General features: G+C 67.9%; 21 protein-coding genes. 14 read left to right on the top strand and 7 right to left on the bottom strand.

Annotated features, from left to right (window positions below; translation table 11 throughout):
- The first annotated feature begins 35 nt into the window (after positions 1–35).
- The 6 genes from ABIA65_RS02215 to ABIA65_RS02190 all read left to right on the top strand — a co-directional run bounded on the left by ABIA65_RS02215 (position 36) and on the right by ABIA65_RS02190 (position 6,129).
- On the top strand, positions 36–1,346 hold the full coding sequence (locus ABIA65_RS02215) for an MFS transporter (protein WP_354522470.1): 1,311 nt from the start codon (positions 36–38) through the stop codon (positions 1,344–1,346).
- Between the two features lie 24 nt (positions 1,347–1,370).
- Positions 1,371–2,396 (top strand): LacI family DNA-binding transcriptional regulator, encoded by a 1,026-nt coding sequence (locus tag ABIA65_RS02210; protein ID WP_502919531.1) that lies wholly within the window; start codon positions 1,371–1,373, stop codon positions 2,394–2,396.
- Positions 2,397–2,486: 90 nt separating this feature from the next.
- Positions 2,487–3,689: a cytochrome P450 gene (locus ABIA65_RS02205; protein WP_354522468.1), complete on the top strand. Its 1,203-nt coding sequence runs from the start codon at positions 2,487–2,489 to the stop codon at positions 3,687–3,689.
- Entirely contained in the window at positions 3,686–4,750 is a 1,065-nt protein-coding gene (locus tag ABIA65_RS02200; RefSeq protein WP_354522467.1) for a phosphotransferase, read from the top strand. The genes ABIA65_RS02205 and ABIA65_RS02200 overlap by 4 nt, the downstream gene beginning before the upstream one ends.
- 116 nt (positions 4,751–4,866) lie before the next feature.
- Positions 4,867–5,172: a hypothetical protein gene (locus tag ABIA65_RS02195; RefSeq protein WP_241401854.1), complete on the top strand. Its 306-nt coding sequence runs from the start codon at positions 4,867–4,869 to the stop codon at positions 5,170–5,172.
- Between the two features lie 51 nt (positions 5,173–5,223).
- Complete coding sequence (locus ABIA65_RS02190) at positions 5,224–6,129, top strand: DMT family transporter (protein ID WP_371746891.1); 906 nt, start codon at positions 5,224–5,226, stop codon at positions 6,127–6,129.
- Between the two features lie 13 nt (positions 6,130–6,142).
- On the opposite strand, the gene ABIA65_RS02185 is transcribed toward ABIA65_RS02190, so the two are convergent.
- Positions 6,143–7,069, bottom strand: a complete 927-nt coding sequence (locus tag ABIA65_RS02185) for an SAM-dependent methyltransferase (protein WP_354522466.1) — start codon at positions 7,067–7,069, stop codon at positions 6,143–6,145.
- Between the two features lie 188 nt (positions 7,070–7,257).
- On the opposite strand from ABIA65_RS02185, the gene car reads away from it, so the two are divergent.
- On the top strand, positions 7,258–10,758 hold the full coding sequence (car, locus tag ABIA65_RS02180; RefSeq protein WP_354522465.1) for a carboxylic acid reductase: 3,501 nt from the start codon (positions 7,258–7,260) through the stop codon (positions 10,756–10,758).
- Between the two features lie 102 nt (positions 10,759–10,860).
- Here car and ABIA65_RS02175 read toward each other — a convergent pair whose 3' ends face one another.
- The 4 genes from ABIA65_RS02175 to ABIA65_RS02160 all read right to left on the bottom strand — a co-directional run bounded on the left by ABIA65_RS02175 (position 10,861) and on the right by ABIA65_RS02160 (position 13,580).
- Positions 10,861–11,928 (bottom strand): NAD(P)H-dependent amine dehydrogenase family protein, encoded by a 1,068-nt coding sequence (locus tag ABIA65_RS02175; protein ID WP_354522464.1) that lies wholly within the window; start codon positions 11,926–11,928, stop codon positions 10,861–10,863.
- A 106-nt stretch (positions 11,929–12,034) separates the two neighbouring features.
- Positions 12,035–12,334 carry a hypothetical protein gene (locus ABIA65_RS02170; RefSeq protein WP_241401850.1) on the bottom strand — a complete coding sequence of 100 codons (300 nt, stop codon included), beginning with the start codon at positions 12,332–12,334 and terminating at the stop codon, positions 12,035–12,037.
- Between the two features lie 191 nt (positions 12,335–12,525).
- Positions 12,526–12,945, bottom strand: coding sequence for a TIGR03668 family PPOX class F420-dependent oxidoreductase (locus tag ABIA65_RS02165; protein ID WP_354522463.1), 420 nt, complete (start codon positions 12,943–12,945; stop codon positions 12,526–12,528).
- A 5-nt stretch (positions 12,946–12,950) separates the two neighbouring features.
- Positions 12,951–13,580 carry a hypothetical protein gene (locus ABIA65_RS02160; RefSeq protein WP_241401848.1) on the bottom strand — a complete coding sequence of 210 codons (630 nt, stop codon included), beginning with the start codon at positions 13,578–13,580 and terminating at the stop codon, positions 12,951–12,953.
- 236 nt (positions 13,581–13,816) lie between these two features.
- Here ABIA65_RS02160 and ABIA65_RS02155 point away from each other — a divergent pair, with 236 nt between their 5' ends.
- From ABIA65_RS02155 to ABIA65_RS02140, 4 genes are read left to right on the top strand one after another with little or no spacing between them, the layout of a single operon-like run.
- Complete coding sequence (locus ABIA65_RS02155; RefSeq protein WP_354522462.1) at positions 13,817–14,965, top strand: ABC transporter substrate-binding protein; 1,149 nt, start codon at positions 13,817–13,819, stop codon at positions 14,963–14,965.
- Positions 14,965–15,825, top strand: a complete 861-nt coding sequence (locus ABIA65_RS02150) for an ABC transporter permease (RefSeq protein ID WP_371747154.1) — start codon at positions 14,965–14,967, stop codon at positions 15,823–15,825. Before ABIA65_RS02155 ends, ABIA65_RS02150 begins: the two co-directional genes overlap by 1 nt.
- Complete coding sequence (locus tag ABIA65_RS02145; protein WP_354522461.1) at positions 15,822–16,580, top strand: ABC transporter permease; 759 nt, start codon at positions 15,822–15,824, stop codon at positions 16,578–16,580. Before ABIA65_RS02150 ends, ABIA65_RS02145 begins: the two co-directional genes overlap by 4 nt.
- Positions 16,577–17,620, top strand: coding sequence for an ABC transporter ATP-binding protein (locus ABIA65_RS02140; RefSeq protein ID WP_354522460.1), 1,044 nt, complete (start codon positions 16,577–16,579; stop codon positions 17,618–17,620). Before ABIA65_RS02145 ends, ABIA65_RS02140 begins: the two co-directional genes overlap by 4 nt.
- Before the next feature lie 15 nt (positions 17,621–17,635).
- On the opposite strand, the gene ABIA65_RS02135 is transcribed toward ABIA65_RS02140, so the two are convergent.
- On the bottom strand, positions 17,636–18,205 hold the full coding sequence (locus ABIA65_RS02135; protein WP_241401844.1) for an orotate phosphoribosyltransferase: 570 nt from the start codon (positions 18,203–18,205) through the stop codon (positions 17,636–17,638).
- Positions 18,206–18,247: 42 nt separating this feature from the next.
- Positions 18,248–19,048: a HugZ family pyridoxamine 5'-phosphate oxidase gene (locus ABIA65_RS02130; protein ID WP_354522459.1), complete on the bottom strand. Its 801-nt coding sequence runs from the start codon at positions 19,046–19,048 to the stop codon at positions 18,248–18,250.
- 135 nt (positions 19,049–19,183) lie between these two features.
- Between ABIA65_RS02130 and ABIA65_RS02125 the strand changes: the two genes are divergently transcribed.
- The 3 genes from ABIA65_RS02125 (at position 19,184) to ABIA65_RS02115 (ending at position 23,702) form a co-directional block, all read left to right on the top strand.
- Positions 19,184–20,374, top strand: a complete 1,191-nt coding sequence (locus tag ABIA65_RS02125; protein WP_241401840.1) for a hypothetical protein — start codon at positions 19,184–19,186, stop codon at positions 20,372–20,374.
- 72 nt (positions 20,375–20,446) lie between these two features.
- Complete coding sequence (locus ABIA65_RS02120) at positions 20,447–21,736, top strand: maltokinase N-terminal cap-like domain-containing protein (protein WP_354522458.1); 1,290 nt, start codon at positions 20,447–20,449, stop codon at positions 21,734–21,736.
- Positions 21,737–21,806: 70 nt separating this feature from the next.
- On the top strand, positions 21,807–23,702 hold the full coding sequence (locus tag ABIA65_RS02115; protein WP_354522457.1) for a glycosyltransferase family 39 protein: 1,896 nt from the start codon (positions 21,807–21,809) through the stop codon (positions 23,700–23,702).
- The last annotated feature ends 3 nt before the right edge of the window (positions 23,703–23,705 follow it).

The following is a 23,705-nucleotide window of genomic DNA, read 5'->3' as shown; positions in this document are numbered from 1 at the left end:
CCCGCGCAACCGGACCCTGACTAGCCTAGGTCGGCATGCCGCCCCCCTCAGCCGTGCGAAAGGCCGTCACCGGCGCGTCCATCGGCAACGCCGTCGAGTGGTTCGACTTCGCCATCTACGGGTTCCTCGCCACGTACATCGCCGCCAAGTTCTTCCCGGCGGGTGATGACACCGCGGCGCTGCTGAACACGTTCGCGATCTTCGCGGCCGCGTTCTTCATGCGCCCCCTTGGTGGCTTCGTGTTCGGGCCGCTCGGTGACCGCATCGGTCGACAGCGGGTGCTCGCGGTCGTCATCCTGCTGATGTCAGCGGCCACTCTGGCGATCGGTCTGCTGCCGACCTACGAGGCGATCGGTGTCGCCGCACCGCTGCTCCTGCTGTTCCTGCGCTGCCTGCAGGGCTTCTCGGCGGGCGGGGAGTACGGCGGCGGCGCGGTCTACCTCGCGGAGTACGCGCCCGATGACCGGCGCGGACTCATCGTGACGTTCATGGCGTGGTCGGGCGTGGTCGGCTTCCTGCTCGGGTCGATCACCGTGACGGTCCTACAGGCAGCGCTACCAGCTGCGGCGATGGACTCCTACGGGTGGCGGATCCCGTTCCTGCTCGCCGCGCCACTGGGCATGGTGGGGCTCTACATCCGTCTGCGCCTGGACGACACCCCTGAGTTCACCCGGCTCAGCAGCACCGACAACGTGGCGAAAAGACCTCTGCGCGAGGCGATTACGACATCGTGGCGGTCGATTTTGCAGGTCATCGGGCTGTTCCTGATCTTCAACGTCGGCTACTACGTGGTGTTCACGTTCCTGCCGACCTACCTCATCAAGACGCTGGAGTACTCGAAGACGGCGTCGTTCACGTCGATAACGCTGGCCAGCCTGGTCGCCCTGGTGCTGATTCTGCCGTTCGCGGCACTCTCGGACCGGGTGGGGCGAAAACCGATGCTGATCGCCGGGTCGGCGTGCTTCGCGGTGCTGGCCTACCCGCTGTTCCTGCTGCTGAACTCCGGATCGCTGGCGGCGGCCATCACCGCGCACTGCATCCTCGCGGCGATCGAGTCCGTCTACATCTCGGCGGCCGTGACTGCGGGTGTCGAGCTGTTCGCCACCCGGGTGCGCTACAGCGGGTTCTCGGTCGGCTACAACATCGCGGTCGCCGGATTCGGTGGCACGACGCCGTATGTGGTGACGTGGTTGACCAGCACCAACGGGGTGATGGCGCCGGCGTTCTACCTGATCGTTGCAGCCGCACTATCGCTGGTGACGGTGCTCGGTCTGCGTGAGACGGCGGGTGACCCGCTGCGCGCCGGGTCGCGCCCGCCCGACGTATTGCACGACGCGACGCGCTGACATGCCACGATGTGCGGTGTGGGTGTGAAGGGACCGGTGTCGAACAAGTCGGCTCGGCCGACCGTGTCGAACAAGTCGGCTCGGCCGACGAAAGCCGACGTCGCGCGCCTGGCCAAGGTGTCAGCCGCGACGGTCACCTACGTGCTCAACGACGTCGCAGGCCAGACCATCTCGGCGCAGACCCGGGCCGCAGTACACGCGGCGGCCAAGGAACTCGGGTACCGGCCCAACCTCGCCGCACGCAATCTCGCCCGCGGCGGCAGCGGGGTCATGCTCTACGTCGTCCCGCGAATCTCGCTGGGCGACTTGCTCATCGAGGTGGGCAGCCGACTGACCGCGGCGCTGGCGCGACACGGCGTGGTGCTGTCGCTGCAGTTCGAGACCGAGGACGGCCGCAACGTCGTCGACGCGATCGCCGACCTCAACCCGATCGCGGTGACGAGCGTGTTCCCGCTGGGTGGCGCCGCACTGCAGGCGGTCACCGACGCGCGCATCCCGCAGATCCATCTGGGCAGTGCGCAACTGCATGCGATGGGCGCGCTGCATCTGACCATCGGCGACATGCGGGTCGAGCACCTGGTGTCGAGGGGGCACCGGCAGCTGGCGTTCGCGTTCTCCGATATCGAGCAGGTGCGGCCGCTGGGGGAGTACTGGCTCGAGGGTCTGCGGGTGGCGGCGGCGGGCCGAGGACTCCCCGAGATCGCGGTCGGATCGGTCGCGATGGACGGAACCGATGCCGCCGACGTGGTCGCCGGCTGGGTGGCCGACGGCGTCACCGCGGTGTGTGCGGAGAGCGACGAGACGGCCATGGTGGTGCTGCACGGTATCCGGCGGGCCGGGCTGAGGTGCCCGGAGGATCTGGCGGTGATCGGCGTCGACGCGAGGCCGCTGGGTGCGGTGAGCGCGCCGCCGCTGACCTCGGTCGGATTCGACGCCGAGACCATCGTCGACGTGTCCGTCGCGGCGATGATGGCCGAGCTGGGCTACCCGTCCGTCACGGAGCCGAGCAGCAAGAACGTCGCCCATCTGATTCAGCGCTCGTCGACCTGAAGTTGCGCAGAAGCTTGTCCGGCGATCAGGCTGCCGTGTAACTTACGCGTGTAAGCAATGCTCTCGCAGCCCTCAGAGAGGCGGACCGCGGTGACCCTCAGCGCGACCAGTGACGTGTACTTCGACCCCTACAGCGTCGAGATCAACGCCGATCCGTACCCGGTGTTCAAGCGACTCCGCGAGGAGGCGCCGCTGTACTACAACGCTCAGCACGACTTCTACGCGTTCAGCCGCTACGACGACGTCAACAAGGGCATCGTCGACCACGGCCTGTTCAGCTCGGCCAAGGGCGCGATCCTCGAGCTGATCAGGGCCGACTTCCCGATTCCGTCCGGTGTGCTGATATTCGAGGATCCCCCGATTCACGACATTCACCGGAAGTTGTTGGCGCGCATGTTCACACCGCGCAAGATCGCCTTGCTCGAGGCGAAGATTCGGGACTACTGCGCCGAGAGCCTCGACGCCGTGGTTGGCGCGGGCAAGTTCGACTTCGTCGCCGATCTCGGCGCCGTCATGCCGATGAAGACCATCAGTGCCCTGATCGGCATCCCCGAGGGCGACCAGGAGATGATCCGCGAGCACGTCACCAGCCAGATGAAGACCGAGGCGGGCAAGCCGATGAAGGCCGCCGAGGAGGGCCTGGTCAGCGGTGACATCTTCGCCGACTACGTCGCCTGGCGGGTCGACAACCCCTCCGATGACATCATGACCGAGCTGCTCAACGTCGAGTTCGTCGACGAGACGGGCACCACCCGCAAGCTGACGCGCGATGAGCTGCTCATCTACATCAACGTCGTCGCCGGAGCGGGTAACGACACCACCACCCGCCTGATCGGTTGGGCCGGAAAGGTTCTCGCCGAGCATCCCGATCAGCGACGTCAGCTGGTCGAGGACCCCACGCTCATTCCCAAGGCCGTCGAGGAACTCGTCCGCTTCGAGCCGCCTGCCCCGCACGTGGCGCGCTATGTCACCCGCGACGCGGAGTTCTACGGGCAGACCGTGCCGCAGGGCGCCGTCATGATGATGCTCATAGGCGCTGCCAACCGCGATCACCGCCAGTTCCCGCCCGACGGTGAGGTTTTCGACATCAATCGCGAGCAGAGGGCGCATCTCGGTTTCAGCGTCGGCGCCCACTACTGTCTGGGCTCCTCGCTGGCGCGGCTGGAGGGTCGGATCGCGTTGGAGGAGATCCTCAAGCGGTTCCCGGAGTGGGAGGTGGACCTGGCAGGTGCAGTGTTCTCCACGACGTCGACCATTCGCGGTTGGGACTCGATGCCGGCGTACGTGAAGTGACTGCGGCACTGGTGGTTCCGAGCGACTGGAGTGACATCACCCCGGCCTGGCTCACGTGCGCGCTGAACCGGCATCACCCCGAGGCCGTCGTTGACACCGTCACAGTCGACATGCGCGACGACGGCACCAACCGGCGCGCACGTCTGGCGGTGACCTACGCCGCAGGGACAGGTCCGGCGACGGTGTTCGTCAAGGCCGTCGATCCCGATCACAAGGCGATGATCAAGCTTACCAGCGGACTGCTGCACGAACCGAGGCTGTTCAACTCGAACATCGCTCTGCCGCTTGAGCATCCGCTGGTCTACGCCGCACCGATCGATGAGGACGCCGAGGAGTTTCTCCTGGTCATGGAGGACCTGAACGCGCGGGGTGCCGATCCGCGCGACGCCACCCGGCCGTTGACTCCTGAGCAGGCGACCAACGGGGTCCGTGGTCTGGCCCGCATGCATGGCCGGTATTGGGGTGCGCGCGTCGAGCGGCCCGAACTCGACTGGCTCGAACCGTTCGTGCCGTGGGACGGCATGGAGTACGCGCCGTTGCCCGCCGCGTTGGAACGCCTCGGCGATGACGCACCCGCCGCGGTGCACGCGCTGAGCATCGGCGCACTGATCGAGGACGTGTGGAAGCCCTACATTCGTACCCTCACCATCGGGCCGACCACGCTTCTGCACGGCGACGCCCACGTCGGTAACACCTACGTGCTGCCCGACGGTGACATGGGCTTCCTGGACTGGCAGGTCGCGCGGCGCGGCAACTTCGCTCTGGACCTGGGTTACTTCCTGCAGGGCGCGCTGAGCACCGAGGACCGCAGGCGCAACGAGCGCTCGATCATCGAGGCCTATCGCGACGCGCTGGGGCTGCCCGCCGACGAGATGCCCTCACTCGATGAGATCTGGCTGCGCTACCGGGCCTCGGTGGCTCACGGCCTGACGCTGTGGTTGTGCACGGCCAGTGCCGGGGAACTGTGGCAGCGTCCCGATATCGCCCTGGCACTCGCGCAGCGCTACTCGGCGGCATACGAGGATCTGCAGACCGCCGCTGCCATCGCGGACCTGCTGTGATCTGGGCGCTGCGCCCGCTCACGCAGGGTGCGGCGAGCCACGTCACGTTGTGAACTACGCCACCTCCGATAACCTGGGTCCAACGCGATCGCGTCTACATCAACAGGGGAGCGGATATGGCAATTCGAGTGCTGCCGTACGTCACCATTGACGTCGACGACCGCCTTCGGCGGCGCGTGCGTCGCGTCACCGACGGTGTGCGGGTCAACGTGAGGTCCTACCTGCTCAGCGCTGCCGACGATGTCGACACCGCCGGGGAGCGGGTCCGCGACCTGTGCGACGCCGCCGTGCACCGCGTTGACACCGTCGTCGCGCGGGTCAACGACCGCATCGACCCGCCGGGCGCGCCCGCCAAGGCCGATCGCGCAGGTCATAGTGGTGCCGAGACCGCCGTCGAGGGCGGTCGACTCGAAGCGGTCTAGTGGTCCCTCTACGGTGTAGGCGGCGGGGGTCGTCGCAGAACCAATGAAGGGATGCCTAGGACGGTGCTGACCCACGGGCTCGTCGTCCTGCTCTCGATCTGCGCGGCCATCTTCATGGCCATCGGCATCGTCGTGCGCCAGCGCGCCACCATGGACGTGCCGGCCGAACTGGGTGTCAGCACCGTCATGCTCACCACGCTGCTGCGTCGACCACTGTGGTGGTTGGGCACGACAGCGGCGGTCCTCGGCTACGTCTTCCAGGCGCTCGCCTTGATCAAGGGATCGTTGCTCCTGGTTCAGCCGCTGCTGGTGTCGGCACTGCTGTTCGCACTGCCGCTCAGCGCGCGTATGGCCGGTCGTCGCGTGACCCGCGGCGAATGGCTGTGGGCGGGCCTGCTGACCATCTCGCTCGCCGTGTTCGTGCTCCTGGCCCGGCCGGGCCCGCAGCAGCAGGTCGCCTCGATACCGACGGCTGCGATCGTCGGCGCCGTGTGCCTGCTCATCATCGTGGGCTGTGTCGTCGTGGCCGTGCGCCTCGGCGGCTGGCAGCGCGCAGTCCTGTTGGCGGTCTCGGTCGGCGTCCTGTTCGGTGTGGTCGCCGTCGTCACCCGGGTGGTCATGCACCTCGCCGACCAGCGCGGTCTGCTGAGCCTGCTCACCACGCCAGCCCCCTACGCCCTGGTCGTGCTGGGCGTCATCGCAACGTTGTTGCAGCAGTCGGCGTTCCACGCTGGCGCGCTACAGACATCGGTGCCGACGATGCTGGTGCTCGAACCCGTCGTGGCAGTGGTCCTGGGCGCGCTCCTGCTCGGTGAGGCACTCGAGGCGGGCCGCTACGAGGCGATAGCGCTCACCGTCGCCATCGCGGCGATGACCGCGGCCACCGTCGCCCTCGGTCGAGACGAGGGCGCGTATGAGGCCGAACTCGAGATCAAGGCAGCGCGCCGACCGGTGTGACCCGGTACCCGCCTCAGAGCAGCGTCGACGTGAAGTACACGACACTGCTCATGGTTGGCTGATCGCCGTCGGCCGGTGGAGTCGCCGGGAATCCGTTGGCGGCCAGCAGGTCGCTCATCGGTGTGGCGACCGACGTCCAGCCGAGGGCGCCCAGGTACTCGCCGACGTCATTGCGATCGCCGGTGAAGCTCAACTCGGAGAAGTCGAGTTCGAAGCCGTGCTCGCGCCACTTGGCCGTGGCGTCGCGCAGTTGCGCCCTGGCCTCGTCGGTGAAGGAGTCCGCGGTGCTGGGCACCGCTTCACTGCCTATCCGGCTGCCGGGAACGCTGAGCGCGGTGACCGCGTCCAGAAGACGGTCCTGGGCCTGCGGCGGCAGGTAGCCGAACAGTCCCTCGGCGATCCACGCCGCGGGTAACGCCGGATCGAAGCCGGCGGCCTGGAGCGCTGTCGGCCAGTCCTCACGGAGATCGATCGCCACCGTCTTCAGCTCGGCCCTGGGGTCGGCGCCGAGGCCGGCCAGGGTCGTGGTCTTGAACTCGATGACTTCGGGCTGGTCGATCTCGAAGACCGTCATGCCCGCCGGCCAGTCCAGTCGGTAGGCGCGGGCGTCAAGGCCCGACGCCAGGATCACGGCCTGGCGGATTCCGGCCGCCGCGGCTTCGGCGAAGAACGCGTCGAAGTAACGGGTGCGGGCCGCCATCGCGGCGGGCATCTGCTGCAGCCCCCAGGTGGCGCCGTCGACGTCGAGTGCCTCGGTGTCGATCTGGCCGGTGGCCCAGCGCGTGAGAAAGTCCACACCGACGGCGCGGACGAGGGGCTCGGCGAAGGGGTCGTCGATCTGCTCGGCCGTCGTGGCGATGGCGCGCGCCGCTGCCACCATGGTGGCCGTCGCTCCGACGCTCGTGGCCAGGTCCCAGGTGTCGTCATTGGTGCGTGTCATCGTGTGCGCCTCTCGGTGTGGATTGCTTAGCTAGTATAACGAGTAGGGCCACGCAAGCGTTCCCTGACAGGAAACTTGCAGGTCACGCTCAGCCGGGCATATCTTTAGTTTTGCTAACGTTGTATCAGTCGGCGAGGCAGCGTGGCCCGCCACAGCAGACATCCCGCGATTTGTTTAGAGGCTCCCCTATGTCCATTGATGAGCGCGAAGCGCGCTACGAGCGTCGCATCGCCGACCTTTTCTCCAACGACCAAGAGTTCGCCGCCGCCAAGCCCGACCCCGCCGTGGTCGCCGCCGTTGCCCGCCCCGGACTCCGCCTGCCCGACGTTGTCCGCACCGTGCTGGAGGGTTACGCCGACCGGCCGGCGCTTGGTCAGCGCGCCGTCGAGTTCGTCACCGATGACACCGGCCGGACGACCACCCGGTTGCTACCTCGCTTCGACACCATCACCTACGGGCAGCTCGCCGAACGCGTCCGGGCGCTCGCCGCCGCGCTGCACGGCGACCCCGTCGCACCCGGCGATCGTGTCGGGATCCTCGGATTCACGAGCGTCGACTACACCGTCGTGGACACCGCCCTGACCCAGATCGGCGCCGTCTCCGTGCCGCTGCAGACGAGCGCACCGCAGGCCCAGCTGCAGCCGATCATCGTCGAGACCGAACCCGCGCTCATCGCATCGAGCATCGACTACGTCGACGACGCCGTCGACCTGATTCTTGCCGGCCCCGCCCCGAAGAGCCTCGTGGTCTTCGACTACCGGCACGAGGACGATGACCACCGTGCCGCCCTCGACGCCGCGCGCGCCCGCCTCGCCGCCACCGGCGTCGTCGTGGAGACCCTCGCCGCCGTCATCGCCCGTGGCACCGAACTTCCTGCGCCCCAGGGTGTTACGGGCGAGGGCGAGGATCCGCTCGCCCTGCTGATCTACACGTCCGGCAGTACCGGGGCACCCAAGGGTGCGATGTACCCCGAGCGCAAGGTCGCCGACATGTGGGGCGCCGGTGACGCGATGGCCCACTGGGATGAGAAGCAGGGTGCGGTGCCAGCCATCACGCTGAGCTTCATGCCGATGAGCCACGTGATGGGCCGCGGCGGTCTCTACGCGACGCTCGCTGCAGGCGGCACCGTCTACTTCGCCGCCCGCAGTGACCTGTCCACGTTCCTCGAGGACCTCGCGATGACGCGGCCCACGCAGATGAACTTCGTCCCGCGCATCTGGGACATGCTCCACCAGGAGTACGAGAGCGAACTGGCCCGCCGCGGCGTCGACGCCGATGAGAGCCAGGTGCTCGCCGAACTCCGGCACAGGCTGATCGGCGACCGCTACGTCACCGCGTTGACGGGCTCTGCGCCTATCGCGCCGGAACTTAAGGCGTGGGTCGAGGAACTGCTCGACATGCACCTCATCGAGGGCTACGGCTCCACCGAGGCCGGCGCCGTGTTCGTCGACGGCCAGATCCGTCGCCCACCGGTGATCGACTACAAGCTGGTCGACGTGCCGGAACTCGGCTACTTCGGCACCGACGTGCCGCACCCCCGCGGCGAGTTGCTGGTCAAGTCGGATCAGCTGTTCCCCGGCTACTACAAGCGCCCCGAGGTCACCGCCGAGGTGTTCACCGCCGACGGTTACTACCGCACCGGTGACGTGGTCGCCGAGACCGGTCCGGACCAGGTCCGCTACGTCGATCGCCGCAACAACGTGCTCAAGCTGTCGCAGGGCGAGTTCGTCACGGTGTCCAAGCTCGAAGCGGCGTTCACCGGCAGCCCACTGGTGCACCAGATCTACATCTACGGCAATAGCGCCCGGCCCTATCTGCTCGCGGTGGTCGTCCCAACCGAGGACGCCCAGGCCCGCTACGGGGCCGACGATCTCAAGTCGGCCATCAGTGTGTCGTTGAAGGACGCCGCGCGCACCGCCGATCTGCAGTCCTATGAGATTCCGCGCGACTTCATCGTCGAGACAACACCGTTCACGGTCGAGAACGGTCTGCTGACTGGCATCCGCAAGCTGGCATGGCCGCGGCTCAAGGAGCGGTACGGATTTGAGCTCGAACAGCTCTACCTCGACCTCTCCGACGGTCAGGCGGGTGAGCTGCGCGCGCTGCGGCAGTCCGGTGCCGAGGGCCCGGTGCTCGAGACGCTCGGGCGCGCCGCCCGTGCGCTGCTCGGTGCGTCGGCCGCCGATGTCACGGGTGATGCACACTTCTCCGACCTCGGTGGAGACTCGTTGTCGGCGTTGACATTCAGTAACCTTCTGCACGAGATCTACGGTGTGGACGTGCCCGTCGGCGTGATCGTCAGCCCCGCCAGCGACCTCGCGGCCATCGCCGCCTATGTCGAGGCGGAGCGCTCCGGCGCCGCGAAGCGGCCCACCTACGCCGCCGTCCACGGCCGCGACGCCACCGTGGCGCACGCCTCGGACCTGACGTTGGACAAGTTCATCGACCCCGAAACCCTTTCCGCCGCAGCGTCGCTTCCGGGTCCGGCCGCCGAGATCCGCACGGTGCTGCTCACCGGCGCCACCGGATTCCTGGGCCGCTACCTCGCGCTGGATTGGCTGGAGCGAATGAACCTGGTCGGCGGCAAGGTGATCTGCCTGGTCAGGGCCAAGGACGACGCGGCCGCGCGCGCCCGGCTCGACGCCACGTTCGACAGCGGTGACCCGAAGCTGTTGGCGCACTATCGAGAGCTGGCCGCCGAGCATCTCGAGGTGTACGCCGGTGACAAGGGCGAGGCGAGCCTGGGCCTTGACGATGCCGTCTGGCAGCGAGTGGCCGACACCGTCGACCTCATCGTGGATCCGGCGGCGCTGGTCAACCACGTGCTGCCCTACAGCCAGCTGTTCGGGCCCAATGTGCTTGGTACTGCTGAACTCATCCGCATCGCGCTCACCACGAAGATCAAGCCGTTCGTCTACGTGTCCACCATGGCCGTCGGTGCCGGGATGAACCCGGCCGACAACACCGAGGACGCCGACGTCCGCGTCGTCAGCGCGACGCGCGCGGTCGACGACTCGTACGCCAACGGCTACGGCAACAGCAAGTGGGCCGGCGAGGTCCTGCTACGGGAGGCACACGACCTGTGCGGTCTGCCCGTCTCGGTGTTCCGCTGCGACATGATCCTGGCCGACACCAGCTACGCCGGACAGCTCAATCTGCCCGATATGTTCACCCGAATGATGTTGAGCCTGGTGGCAACTGGTGTTGCACCGTTCTCGTTCCACGAGACCGACGCCGAGGGCAACCGGCAGCGGGCGCACTACGACGGTCTGCCCGTCGAGTTCATCGCGGATGCGATCTCGACCCTGGGCTCGCGCGTCACCGAGGGGTTCGAGACCTATCACGTGATGAACCCGTACGACGACGGTATCGGCATGGACGAGTTCGTCGACTGGCTGATCGAGGCCGGTCACCCCATCCAGCGGATGGACGACTACGCCGAATGGCTGGCCCGGTTCGAGACAACGCTGCGGGCACTTCCCGAACGACAGCGCAACGCCTCGCTACTCCCACTGCTGCACAACTACCAGACGCCGCAGCAGCCCGTGAACGGCGCGATGGCTCCGACCGACAGGTTCCGGGCGGCCGTGCAGGACGCCAAGATCGGGCCGGATAAGGACATCCCGCACATCACGCGCGAGGTGATCGTCAAGTACGTCACGGACCTGGAGCTGCTCGGCCTGCTGTAAGGGACACCCCATCATCATCGAGACTGCTGTGAGATCGCGAAATCCCCGGAAATTGCAATCTCACAGCAGTCTCGGCGCTCAGGAAGGGGAACTGGACGTCATTCAGGCGTTGCCGAAGCCGATCAGCGAGCGCACCGACGGCAGATCCGCGATGGTCGCGAAGCCCGGATCGGCGGCACACACGGCGGGTACGGCATTGAGAACCTGCATCGCGGTGGCGACGTTGGCAGAGTTCACATGCTCGAGCATCGTGGCCTCGCGCTCAAAGCTCGCCAGCGACATGAAGTGCGCCTGCATCGACGGATCGCCCTCAATGGTCAGGGTCCACCCGTGCCGAGGCTTGGGCCAACGCCGCGGGTACTCGTTGCCCACCGTCCACAGCGTCTCGATCTCGACAAGCGGCTGACCGTCCCGCCTGCCCACCCAGTTCCATCGCTGACCGGCCGTCGTCCCGGCGCGCAGCACGTGATCGAAGATCTCGTGATCGTGCTCGGCCGCGACCGCCTCAACCGTCGCGCTCACCTCATCGATACCCGCGTGCAGCGCGTCGGCGAGAAGCCACACCTGCTCAGTGAAGATCGCGCTGTTGAAAGCCAGGAAATCGTTGGCGTCGACGCTGATCTCGTCGACGGGTGCCCCGAATCGCATGTTGTCGAACGTGATCGCCGTGCTGTCGTACACCGACCAGTCAGCCCGCTCCTGCAGGGTGAGCTTCTCGATGGTGCGGCTCATGCCGCTCAGCACCAGGGGTAGCGCGCCGGACAGGTTCCCGGGGTTGAGCCCGCAGCCGTGCACGCTGGTGCCGCCCGCGCGGCACGCTGCCAGCAGGCGGTCCCGGTCGCTGGCGGCGATCCGGTCGGGGTGGAACAGGAACGCGGTCGTGACGACGTTCTTGCCGCCGGCCAGGATCGCGCACACTTCCTCGACGCTGGTGAGGCGCGGGACGTAGACGACGCAGTCGGCGGCCGTCGCCAGCACCCGGTCCACGTCGGTGGTGGCGGACACGCCGACCGGGTCGCGCCCGATCAGGGACCCCGCGTCGACGCCGTCCTTATCGTCGGAATAGACCCTGACTCCTGCCAATTCGAGCCCGCTACGCGAATCGAGGACGGTGGCGAGCACCTCCCTGCCGACGGCGCCGGTACCCCACACGATGATCCGAAGTGTCATGCCCATCACAGTCGCACGCCCACACGCCAGGCGTGGACAGAACGCCGACCCCGAACACGACGAAGGGGCACCCCCGTGGGATGCCCCTTCGCCGTCGTCGTAGGACCTACTTCACGTCGACGTAGACCGTCTTGTTGGTGACGGTCGTCTGCCTGCTGTCGCCGGGGTTGCCCGAGTCAGTCCGGCTGTACGTCTGCCCGGGGCGTACCGCGACGACGGTCGCCTGGGAAAGCGGCGTGCTGCCAACGTGATTGACGACCACGTTGTAGCCCTGCTGCTGTAATTGGTTGATCGTCTGCTGCGCGCTGCCCGGGCCGCTGGGGGCCGCAACGGCAGGGGCGGCCAGCCCGAGAACGGCTGCCGCCAAACCGCTTGCGACGATGGTGGCAATACCGAGGTTCTTCATTATCGTGTTTCCTTCTTTTCTCGCATCCGCGTCCGCACGACCGATTGCAGAACTCCGTCCTGACCGGTCTGATGGTTTAAACCAACTGCTCAGGGGTTTAATTCCGCTGGCAGTAATTGATCGACAGATGGCAGGAATGGCACTAGTGGCCTGCGCCACAGGCGAAGTCGGCCCGTTCCTAAGTCACTCGGTCAGGCGTGCCATTCGGTCCACTTGTGGACCGCCACCGTGACAACGGGGCCGTCGAGCGCGACGCGGTCGTACTGGGGGTACTTGGCGCGCAGCAGCGCGTAGCCCGTGGCCATCGCCTCGCCGGCCTCGTGTACCTGCGCCACACCGTCGGCGCGCACCCACCACAACTGGGACCACTGCTCGTCGTAGTGGTCGACGAGCAGGCTGACGCGTGGCTCGGCGGCGATGTTGGCCAATCGGCGCAACCGGTGGGTGGACTTTCGCTTCGCGTCGACCGCGGTGAAGACGACGTCGTCGCGCAGGGCGAACACGACGGGTACGGCGTGCGGCGCACCGTCGGAGCCCACCGTCGCCAGCACCGCGACGGGAGCGGTGCCGAACAGCGTTGCCGCGTGGGGCATATCAGCCGTGTCGGACATGTCGGCTAGCGGTTCGCGCCGGGTCGCTGCGGGCTCACGCTGATTGGCGAGCGGGTGACGGGGGTCCGGGTGACGCCGATCTCGGGCTTGTTGCTCTGTCGGGTCGGCTGGCGGGGTCGAACGATCACGGGCGCCTGCTCGGGGGTCTGCGACGTCGGCGGGGGAGGCGGCGGAGGAGGAGGCGGCGGCGCCTCTCTGGACACCGTTGTCGTGGTCGGTGCCGTGGTGGTCGTGGGGGACGGTTCGCTGTCCTCGCCCGAGGAACCCTGAAAGAGGAGCAGGACGATCGACACCACCAGCGCCACGGCGGCCAGCGACACAGCGGCGATCGCCAGCTTCGCCTGCGTGGAGTCGTACCAGGGCGGCGGTGCCGGTTTGAAGTTCCAGGTGCTCGCGTTGAACGCGTCGAATCGGCCGTCACTCGGCGTCGGTTCGGGCTGTCGCTCCGGGTGGCCCCACTCGGTCTCGCTCCACGCAATGCCGACCGGATGGCCCTGCGGCACGTCGTTGAGCAGGTAGTCGTGATCGGGGCCGCTATCGCCGGCGACGCGTTCATCGGCGGACTCACTGGCGGCGTCGCCCGTCACGATGTCACCGGTGTAGTCGGAGTCCCCCGGGTCTCCTCGTTCAACCACTCCATGATGGTAGGCGGCTACCAGCGAAAACGGGTGACAGGTATCGACGAAGAGCGGGGTGTCGGCCGTCCGCGTCGATATCGCCGCACCAGTGGTGCCCAGGTCGGGGCGAACGCTCGCCGCTGGGCGAGGCCCGCCGGTATGGTCACCGGCGAGGTTGTTGGAGTTCATCGTGGCGACCTGGCGCCGTCACCTCGGCGCCACAGTCGCGCTTCCCGTCCATAAGAAGGTTCGGCATGCCCAATTTCTCGACACCCGGAATCCGGCTCACGGCAGCAGCGAGCGCCCTCGCTCTCCTCTTCACAGGCGGGCTCACCGCGTGCGCCCCTCCCGAGAAGGACGCCGGTGGCGAGCAGACGCAGTCGGGGGTGAAGGCGGGTGAGGCGACGTCGGCCGCCGACTTCGGTGGGCTCGACGGTCTGATCGCGGCCGCCAAGAAGGAGGGCGAGCTGAACGTCATCGCCCTGCCGCCCGACTGGGCCAACTACGGCGCGATGATCAAGACATTCGGTGACAAGTACGGCATCAAGGTCACGTCAGCCCAGCCGGACGCGGCCAGCCAGGACGAGATCAACGCGGCCAACCAGCAGAAGGGCAAGTCGAGCGCGCCGGACGTGTTCGACCTCGGCCAGTCGGTGGCGTTGGCGAACACCGATATGTTCGCCCCGTACAAGGTGGCGACGTTCGGCGACATCTCCGACGCATTCAAGGACCCGGATGGCAAGTGGGTCAACGATTACGGCGGCTACATGTCGATCGGATACGACTCGGCCAAGGTGTCCGAGATCACCGGCGTCGACGACCTGCTCAAGCCCGAGTTCAAGGGCAAGGTCGCCCTCAACGGCGACCCGACCCAGGCCGGCGCGGCGTTCATGGGCGTGATGATGGTCTCTGTCTCTCAAGGCGGTTCACCCGACGACGTCGCTCCTGGTGTGGAGTTCTTCCGAAAGCTCAACGAGGCGGGCAACTTCCTGCCCGTCGACCCGACCCCGGCCACCATTGAGTCGGGTCAGACGCCAGTGGTTCTGGACTGGGACTACCTCAACGTGGCCGAGAGCAAGAAGTTGCCGACGTGGAAGGTGGTCATCCCGACGAACGCCGCCGTCGCGGGCTACTACTTCCAGGCGATCAACAAGGACGCCCCACATCCCGCCGCCGCCCGGCTGTGGCAGGAGTTCCTCTACAGCGACGAGGGCCAGAATCTCTACCTGCAGGGCGGTGCCCGTCCGGTGCGCGCCGACACGATGGTGACAAGCGGCACCATCGACCGGGCCGCCTACGCCGTTCTGCCCCCGGTCGACGGCGCGGCCACGTTCGTGTCGGTGGACCAGAACGCCGCCGCGACCAAGTATCTGGAGGCCAACTGGGTTAAGGCGGTCGGCTGATCTCGCGGGGCCGAGTCCTGGGTCGCGTCCGCGACGCCCTACCGCTTCTCCCGTTCCTCGCGGTCGTCACGATCTTCCTGATCGTGCCGACGGTGACGGTCATCGTCAGCGCAGTTATCGACGAGACCGGATTCTCACTGGGGCGCGTACAGGCACTGTTCTCCGAGACCGCGCTGGCCGCGCTGGGCAGGAGCGTCGTGCTGTCGGGCAGCACCGCGCTGCTCGGCGCGGTGTTCGGCGCTCTGCTGGCGTGGCTGATCGTCACGCGCCCGGCCGAGTCGCTGCTGCGCCGCACTGTGCTGTCGCTGTGCAGCGTGCTCGCCCAGTTCGGTGGTGTGGCACTGGCATTCGCGTTTCTGGCCACCATCGGGCTGAACGGCGTGCTGACGCTGTGGGCGGCCGAGCACCTGGGGTGGAACCTCGCCGGATCGGGGTGGCTGTACGGGCTCCCCGGTCTGATCCTGGTGTACACCTACTTCCAGATCCCGCTGATGGTGATCGTCTTCCTGCCCGCGCTGGAGGGTCTGCGCGAGCAATGGCGCGAAGCTGCCGTCAGCCTCGGCGCGTCCACCTGGCAGTACTGGCGTGAGGTGGCCGTCCCGCTGCTCACCCCGGCGTTCCTGGGCTCGGCGCTTCTGTTGTTCGCCAACGCCTTCGCCGCCTACGCCACGGCCGCCGCGCTGGTCAGTCAGGGCAGCCCCATCGTGCCGTTGATGATCCGTTCGGCGCTGACGAGTGAGGTGGTGCTCGGCCAGTCCGGCTTCGCCTACGCGCTGGCACTCGAGATGATCGTCGTCGTCGCGGTGGTGATGGTGGCCTACAACCTGCTGGTCCGTCGCACCGCGAGGTGGCTGCGATGAGGACGGCGGCCCGAGCCGGACTCGGGGTGATGTTCGCGGCGTTCTTCTTGTTCCCGCTGTACGCGATGGCGGACTTCTCGACCCGCAACCTGATCCACGGCGGCCGCACCTGGGCCGCGTGGACCAACCTGTTCACCGATGACGCGCTGTACCAGGCGATCGTGACGTCCCTGCTGCTAGCGCTGCTGACCGTCGTGGCGATGTTGGTGCTGTTGGTGCCCACCATGATCTGGGTGCGGCTGCGCGCACCGTGGGCCAGGGGTGCCGTCGAATTCCTGTGCCTGCTTCCGCTGACGATCCCCGCGCTGGTGATCGTGGTGGGCCTGAAGAACGTCTACCTGTGGGTGACATATCTGCTGGGTGAGTCCGCACTCACGCTGACGTTCGTCTACGTCGTCATCGTGCTGCCGTTCGCCTACCGAGCATTGGACGCCGCGCTGTCGGCCATCGATCTGCGCACGCTGTCGGAGGCGGCACGGTCGCTGGGCGCCGGCTGGACCACCACCATCCTGCGAGTGGTGGTGCCCAACATCTGGTCGGGAATCCTGTCGGCGGCGTTCATCTCGGTGGCCGTGGTGCTGGGCGAGTACACCATCGCCTCACTGTCGGGATTCGAGACCCTGCAGGTGCAGATCGTGGCGATCGGCAAGAGCGACGGCCCCACCTCGGTGGCCGCCTCACTGGCCGTGCTGCTGTTCGGCTTCGTTCTGCTGCTGGGACTTTCACTGCTGATCGGACGGAGGCGCAGACCATGACGACGAACAGTGTGGCCGTGCAGATGACCGACCTCACCCGGGTGTATGGCACGGTACGCGCTCTCGACGGCCTGACCCTCCACATCGAGCCCGGCGAGTTCGTCGCGCTGCTCGGCCCGTCGGGATGCGGTAAGACCACCGCACTGCGCATCCTCGCCGGCCTCGATGAGGCGAGTTCGGGTGCGGTCGCGGTGGGCGGTCGGGACATCACCTCGGTGCCCGCGAACAAGCGCGATATGGGCATGGTGTTTCAGGCCTACAGCCTGTTCCCGCATCTGACCGCGTTGCAGAACGTGGAGTTCGGGCTCAAGGTGCGTGGCCGAGCCAAGGCCGATCGGGCGCGCCGCGCCGCGCAGATGCTTGATCTGGTCGGACTCTCGGCGCACCTGAACAAGTTCGCCGCCGAGCTGTCGGGCGGTCAGCAGCAGCGCGTGGCACTCGCGCGTGCGCTCGCCATCGAACCCAGCGTGCTGCTGCTCGATGAGCCGCTGTCCGCGCTGGATGCCAAGGTGCGCGTCCAGTTGCGTGACGAGATCCGCCGCGTTCAGCTCGAGGTCGGGACGACGACGCTGTTCGTCACCCACGATCAGGAGGAGGCGCTCGCCGTCGCCGACCGGGTCGGCGTGATGAGCCAGGGCAGGCTGGAGCAGTTGGCTTCGCCCGCCGAGGTGTACGCGCACCCGGCGACGCCGTTCGTCGCGGAGTTCGTCGGCCTGAACAACCGGCTGCCGTCGAGGGTGTCGGGTGGGACGGCGCTGGTGTTCGGGGGATGGACGCCGACGCTGCCCGGGTCGATCGCGTCGGGCCCCGGCACGGCGCTGCTGCGTCCCGAGTCGGTACGGGTCAGTGCCGACGCGTCAGGGGTGGCGACCATCAAGTCGGTGGCGTTCCTCGGGCCCATCTCACGGGTGTACGTCGAGCTGCCGGACGGCGTCGTGGTCAATGCGCAGATGCCGACGTCGCAGGCGCAGGAGTTCCGGGCGGGTGATCCCGTGGCGCTCGGGGTCGAGCAGACCCGCGTGCTGGTGGTCGCGGAGTAACCCCCGCGGCGGGACTCAGACGTCCTTGACGGGCTCGATGCCCAAGTCCCGATAGGTGACAAGCGCGGCGAACGGCACGCCTCGCTTCGCGAATCGTCCGGTGGCGACGTCGCCGCGGTCAACCATGGGGATGACGCCCGTGACGACAGCGCCGAGCGCGGTCACCCGGTCGAACGCGATCTCGGTGGACCCGCCCGTGCTGATGACGTCATCGACCAGCAGGACACGGGTTCCCGGCTCGAGCCGCGTGCCCTCGACCCACTGCTCGCGGCCGCGCTGCTTCTGCTCCTTGCGGACCGAGAACCAGGCCTTGCCGGTCACCATGGCCACGCCGTGAGAAAGCGGATCGGCGCCCATCGTGAGGCCGCCGACGGCGTCGAACTCGATGCCGGTGCGGGCCGCGAGATCGGCCACCGCCCGGCTGACGATGGTGAGTCGCTCACCTGTGTCGACGGCGAACTTCCCGTCGATGTAGTCGTGGCTCATCTGGCCGCTGGCGAGCCGGAACGGCTCCTCGCGGCGTTCGTAACCACGGGTGCGGATCAGATCGAACGCGGCGTGCCAGCTGTCCGGGCGTTCAGGCATGGTGCGATCGTATCGGTCCGGCACCGAGGAGGCGACCAGCGGTCATCCCTGGCGTGCGCGGCGGGCGAGTTCGACTGTGGCAGAGCGCAGTTCATCGGCTGAGTCGATCGGGTTGGCGTAACCGACCCGCGTGTAGGCGATACCGCGGGGGCACGTCACCCGCAGATCCATGCCGTAGCGGTCGAGATCGGTGCAGACGGCGGCGGTGGCGTCGGGGTAGCCGCCGAGGGCCCGGACCATCTCCACGAGTGAGTCCGCGTGGTCGGCGTTGAGATGGGCGATGGCCCCGGCTGCCGTGGGCCTGACGGCATCGGGTGAGGCCGCGGCGTAGTCCTGCCCGCTTGCCGAGTCCATGCGGCCGTACCCGCCGACCCAGCGCACACGGTCCACGCGCAGAACCCACAGGGTGAAGTCGCTGTAGTCGACGTAGTACTTGGCAGCGGGCACGGCGTCCAGGTGTGCCTGGCGGGCCGCATCGTGCGCGGCGCCGGCGGGCTTGTAGACCACACCGGCCAGAGTGATTCTGGCGTTGGCCAACGGGTCGGCGTCCGTCGCGGGCGCCACGATCGAGATGCTGGCGCGCTGATCGGCCGCGAGGTTGCGGCCGTGCTCGGCGAGGTTCGACACGCACAGCACCGGTGCTCCGCCGTCGAGGCCGTAGGTGACAAGCGACGCCCACGGATCACCGGTGGCGGTCAGCGTGGCGAGCGTGCCGGTGTTGGTCGACGCGGCGATGGTCCGCGCCTCCTCGGCGGCCGTCGGGCGGACGTCGTTGACGATGGGAGTCAGGGCCGGCGGAACCGACGGGGCATCGCCCGGGTCGCCGTGGTCACGGGATGCCACGTTCGAAACCATATCCCGATCCGATCCGCGGTCACCTTTTCACCGCCTGAAGTGGTTCTTTATGCCACAATCGGCTAACGGCCGACGGCCTGGAACGGACTGTCTGGCACCCGTCAAAACAGAAACGAGAGGGTTGTGCCGACCCCGACTCGACGCTTCGCGTTCAGCATCGGCGTGTTTGCCGCGGTGTTGATCTTGAGTGGCGCGGGTGCGGGTGTCGCGGTGGCTGAACCCGAGGATCCGGGTAACCCTCCCGGCTCCGGTCAATCCAGCGAACCCGGCGGTCCCGGCGAAACGCCACCGACGGAGCCGCCGGTGCCCGCGGTGAAGAGCCCACTGGGCCAACTTCGGGACCTCCTGCAGCGCCCGCGCGCCGTTTTTGGCAACGGACGGACACCGGGCCCACTGGTCCCGGAGTTCAGCGTCGGGGTTCCTCCGATCGCCGGCGTCGAACCCGGGTGGGTCGAGCCCAAACCCGGTGGTGAGCCGGTCGAGGGTGAGCCGGTGGAGGGCGAGCCCAAGGAGCCGTCACCCGTCGATCCGATCGTCGTCGACCCGCGAGTTGACCCGCCGGCGAAGAAGCCGTCCTGGCACACCGCGCGCGTGCAGCTGCCGTTCGTCTCGCCGTTCTCCGTCCCGCTGCCGACCCGTCCCGGCGCGCGGGCCACCCAGTTCTCGATCGATCTGTCCGACCCGTTCAAGGCGCTCACGTCGGTGACCACCACCCTCAACCAGGTCGGCACCCTGGTCACCGAGGCCATCGCCCCGTACAACCCGTTCCCACCCAAGCCGCCGGAGCCGACGCTGCGGATCACCGAGGAGACACCGGTCGCCGACGCCGGCGGCGGATACGTCGGCACAGGCCCGGCCAGCGGTGGTGGCGCGTCGAGTTCGGACCCGATGCCCCCGATGCCGGTGCTACAGGCGCCGATGGCGCTGCCGATGCCGATGCCGAGGATCGGGCCGCCACGCCCCGTCGAGCGGACGATCCCCGCCGGTGCCTCCCCACAGGTGATTGGCGCCGGATCCGCTGGTGTGCGGGCCGCGGAGATCAAGGGTTCGCTGACGCAGACCGGATTGGTGCCGACGAGCTCGGTAGCGCCGGCCAACACGATGTCGGCCGGATTGGGCAGACCCGGCAACACCGCACTGCGCCAGGGCTATCCGCAGTATCTGCGCAGCGCGCGCATCCCCGAAGTCGCCGTCATCGCCGTCCCCGGCCTCGCGGGACTGCTGGCACTGACGGCCAGTGGCGGCGTACTCGGCTACCGCCAGGCCAACTCCGGTCGCTATCTGCGCGCCGACGCCGCCCGCTTCCTGCAGTGACCGCACCGCGAGCGTCGGGCCCGCCGTCGCAGCGTGATTCAACCGACGCGCCGGTGGGTAGCTTTGAAGACTGTGACCGTGGACTTCGCGAAGTGGCTGACCTCGCAGCGCTGGTACGCCGGTCGCGGACGTGAGCTGAGCGGTATCACCGAGGCGCTCTCGGTGCCGTTGAGTGACGGCTCCGACATCGAGACGGCAGCAGATCTCAAGCTGGTACTGCTCGACGCCGACTACACGAACGGCACGTCGGACCGCTATCAGGTGGTGACGCGCGCGGACGGTGACGTGCACGACGCGCTGTCGGACCCCGCCGCGGCGACGCATCTGCTGCAACTCGTCGACAGGTCCGCGGCGGTGGGTCCGCTGCGCTTCATCCCCGAACCCGATGTCGCACTACCCCTTGACGCGGTGCCGCGTGTCATGGGCGCCGAGCAGAGCAACACCAGCGTCGTCTTCGATGACGCGGCGATCCTCAAGGTGTTCCGCCGTGTCACCCCGGGCATCAACCCCGATATCGAACTCAACCGCGTCCTGGCCCGCGCGGGCAATCCGCATGTGGCTCGCCTGCTGGGGTCCATCGAGACCGACCTCGACGGTGAGCACTACGCGCTGGGCATGGTGACCGAGTTCGCCGCGGGCTCCACCGAGGGATGGGATATGGCCACATCGGACACGCGGAGCCTGCTCGCCGACGACGAATCTGACACTGCGGCCGAATCCGAGGCCGCCGCCGAGTTCTGCGAGGAGTCCTACCGCCTGGGCCAAGCCGTGGCATCCGTACACGAAACCCTGGCCGCCGCGCTGGGTACCGCGCGTGAACCGTTCCCCGTCGACGCCCTGGTGGCACGCCTACACGTCGTGGCCGGCCAGGTGCCCGCACTGCAACCGCACCGCGACCTCATCGAGGAGCGCTACCGCAAGCTCGCCGACGAGACCGTCATCGTGCAGCGGGTGCACGGTGACCTGCACCTCGGCCAGGTGCTCAGAACGCCACGGGGCTGGTTGGTCATCGACTTCGAGGGCGAACCCGGCCAGCCGCTGACCGAACGGCGCCACCCGGACTCGCCACTGCGCGATGTCGCCGGCGTACTTCGGTCCTATGACTATGCCGCCCATCAACGTCTCGTCGAACACGCGGCCGACAGCCGCATCGCGGCGCGCGCCAGGGATTGGGTGGACCGCAACTGCGCGTCGTTCTGTCGGGGCTATGCCGCAACATCGGGCGCTGATCCACGCGACTCCGCCGGTGTCCTCGCGGCGTACGAACTCGACAAGGCGACCTACGAGGCGGGCTACGAGGCCAGGTATCGGCCTGGCTGGCTGCCGATCCCGATGGCGTCGATCGTCAGACTCCTGGCCTGAGCCCGGGCGCCACCGCCCAACTCGCAGCAGCCTGGCGGGTCATTCACAGGTCGACGCAGGGTAGTGATGCGTGACTGGGCATGTGACGACAGCGCTGCTCACCCTCGGCACCGAGCCGCCCGCCGAACCAGTCGTGCCCACCCGATCCGCTCCCTCGTCGTGGCATCGGGTGGGTGTGGTGGCGCTGCTGGTCGGGACCGCCGTGCTCTATATGTGGCGAATCACGGTCAATGGCATGGCAAATCAGTTCTACGCGGCCGCCGCCTCGGCTGGCGCCACAAACTGGGAGGCACTGCTGTTCGGCTCCCTGGACCCGCAGAACTTCATCACCGTCGACAAGCCGCCGCTGTCGCAGTGGGTGATGGGACTGTCTGGTCAGCTGTTCGGGTTCAGTAGCGCGAGCATGCTGATTCCCGAGGCCCTGATGGCCGTCGGCGCCGTCGGGCTTCTCTACGCGGCCGTCGCCCGGGTCAGCGTGCCCTGGGCCGGGTTGCTCGCGGGTGCGGCGCTGGCGCTGACCCCGGTGGCTGCGTTGATGTTCCGGTTCAACAACCCCGATGCGGTGATGGTGCTGGCGATGACCGCGGCCGCGTACTGCACGGTGCGCGCTATCGACCGGCACGGCGCGCGGTGGCTGGCGTTGGCGGGCCTGGCGCTGGGTTGCGCGTTCCTGGCCAAGATGCTCGAGGGCGTCATGGTCGTGCCCGCGCTGGCTGCCGCGTATCTGCTCGCGGCACCGGTGCCACTGCGGACCCGGCTGGTGCACCTGCTGGGCGGTGCGGCTTCGTTCGCCGCCGCGGCGGGGTGGTTCGTGTTGCTGACGATGTGGTGGCCGGCGTCGTCGCGGCCGTACCTCGCCGGGTCGACCGACAACAGCTTCATGAACCTGGTGTTTGGCTACAACGGTGTCGCCCGAATCCTGGGCCGCAATCACGATGTGCCCACCGCTGGTCTCAGCAAGCCCGCCGCGATGAGTGTCTTCGGTGCCCAGTCCCAGGGCTGGTCCCGGTTGTTGAGCGGCGAGTTCGGCTATGAGATCGGCTGGCTGGTCCCCGCTGCGCTGCTGGCGGCCGTGCTGGTGATCATCGCCCGGGGACGCGCGCCCCGCACCGACCGAATCCGCGCAGTGACGGTGATATTCGGCGGCTGGCTGCTGGTCGATGGGCTGGTGCTGAGCTATATGCACGGAATGATCCACCCGTACTACAGCCTGTCGATCGCCCCGGCGGTCGCCGCCATGTTCGCGATCGGAGTGCAGCAATGCTGGGTGCGACGCGAGAATTGGTGGTATCGAGCCGGATTCGTGGTGCTAGTGCTCGGCACGGCGGTGTGGAGCTGGTGGGTCCTTGGCCGCAACGTGGGGTGGTTGCCCGGCCTGCGGTGGGCGGTGCTGGGGTTGACCGCCGCGGCGTCACTGGCGCTGATCGGCACGTTGGCTGCGCGGCGGCGGGGGTTCGCGGCGGCGCTCGCGGTGATAGCGGTGATGGGCGCCATGGCCGGTTCGGGGGCCTACACCATGGCGACTGTCGGTGCGGCGCACCAGGGTGGGGGACCTTCGGTGGGCCCGCCGCGCCCCGGTCATGTCACAACATTCGCCCGCGGTGTCAACAGCGCGCCGTTGGAGTCGATGCTGAGGGCCACCCACACCCCGTGGTCGGCCGCAGTCGATCGATCATCAAACGCTGCGGCACTGGAACTGTCATCGGATACCGCGGTCATGGCGATCGGTGGGTTCTCCGGGACCGATCCGGTGCCAACCCTGGCGCAGTTCCAGGACGACGTTGCCGCGCACCGGGTGTCGTACTACGTCTCGGCGAACACGATTGGCCGAGGCCCGGGGCGGACACCGCGCAGCCACGCCGATATCGCACGCTGGGTGGCGGCGAACTTTCCCGCCATGCAGGTCGGGAAGACGCTCGTGTGGGACCTGTCGAAGCCGAGCCGGTCAGCGCAACAGCAGCCGTAGCGG

This window comes from Mycolicibacterium sp. 624, assembly GCF_040548615.1.
In the GTDB taxonomy this organism is placed as follows: Bacteria; Actinomycetota; Actinomycetes; order Mycobacteriales; family Mycobacteriaceae; genus Mycobacterium.
The sequence above is the reverse complement of the archived record's forward strand: the minus strand, read 5'-3'. Positions and strand labels throughout refer to the sequence as shown.

Excerpts from the sequence above, each read along its gene's own strand:
- ABIA65_RS02140 (WP_354522460.1), top strand. The coding sequence starts at position 16,577 with ATGACGACGAACAGTGTGGCCGTGCAGATGACCGACCTCACCCGGGTG.
- car (WP_354522465.1), top strand. The coding sequence starts at position 7,258 with ATGTCCATTGATGAGCGCGAAGCGCGCTACGAGCGTCGCATCGCCGAC.
- ABIA65_RS02145 (WP_354522461.1), top strand. The coding sequence starts at position 15,822 with ATGAGGACGGCGGCCCGAGCCGGACTCGGGGTGATGTTCGCGGCGTTC.
- ABIA65_RS02195 (WP_241401854.1), top strand. The coding sequence starts at position 4,867 with ATGGCAATTCGAGTGCTGCCGTACGTCACCATTGACGTCGACGACCGC.
- ABIA65_RS02170 (WP_241401850.1), bottom strand. The coding sequence starts at position 12,334 with ATGAAGAACCTCGGTATTGCCACCATCGTCGCAAGCGGTTTGGCGGCA.
- ABIA65_RS02165 (WP_354522463.1), bottom strand. The coding sequence starts at position 12,945 with ATGTCCGACACGGCTGATATGCCCCACGCGGCAACGCTGTTCGGCACC.
- ABIA65_RS02135 (WP_241401844.1), bottom strand. The coding sequence starts at position 18,205 with ATGCCTGAACGCCCGGACAGCTGGCACGCCGCGTTCGATCTGATCCGC.
- ABIA65_RS02175 (WP_354522464.1), bottom strand. The coding sequence starts at position 11,928 with ATGACACTTCGGATCATCGTGTGGGGTACCGGCGCCGTCGGCAGGGAG.
- ABIA65_RS02155 (WP_354522462.1), top strand. The coding sequence starts at position 13,817 with ATGCCCAATTTCTCGACACCCGGAATCCGGCTCACGGCAGCAGCGAGC.
- ABIA65_RS02215 (WP_354522470.1), top strand. The coding sequence starts at position 36 with ATGCCGCCCCCCTCAGCCGTGCGAAAGGCCGTCACCGGCGCGTCCATC.
- ABIA65_RS02185 (WP_354522466.1), bottom strand. The coding sequence starts at position 7,069 with ATGACACGCACCAATGACGACACCTGGGACCTGGCCACGAGCGTCGGA.
- ABIA65_RS02190 (WP_371746891.1), top strand. The coding sequence starts at position 5,224 with ATGCCTAGGACGGTGCTGACCCACGGGCTCGTCGTCCTGCTCTCGATC.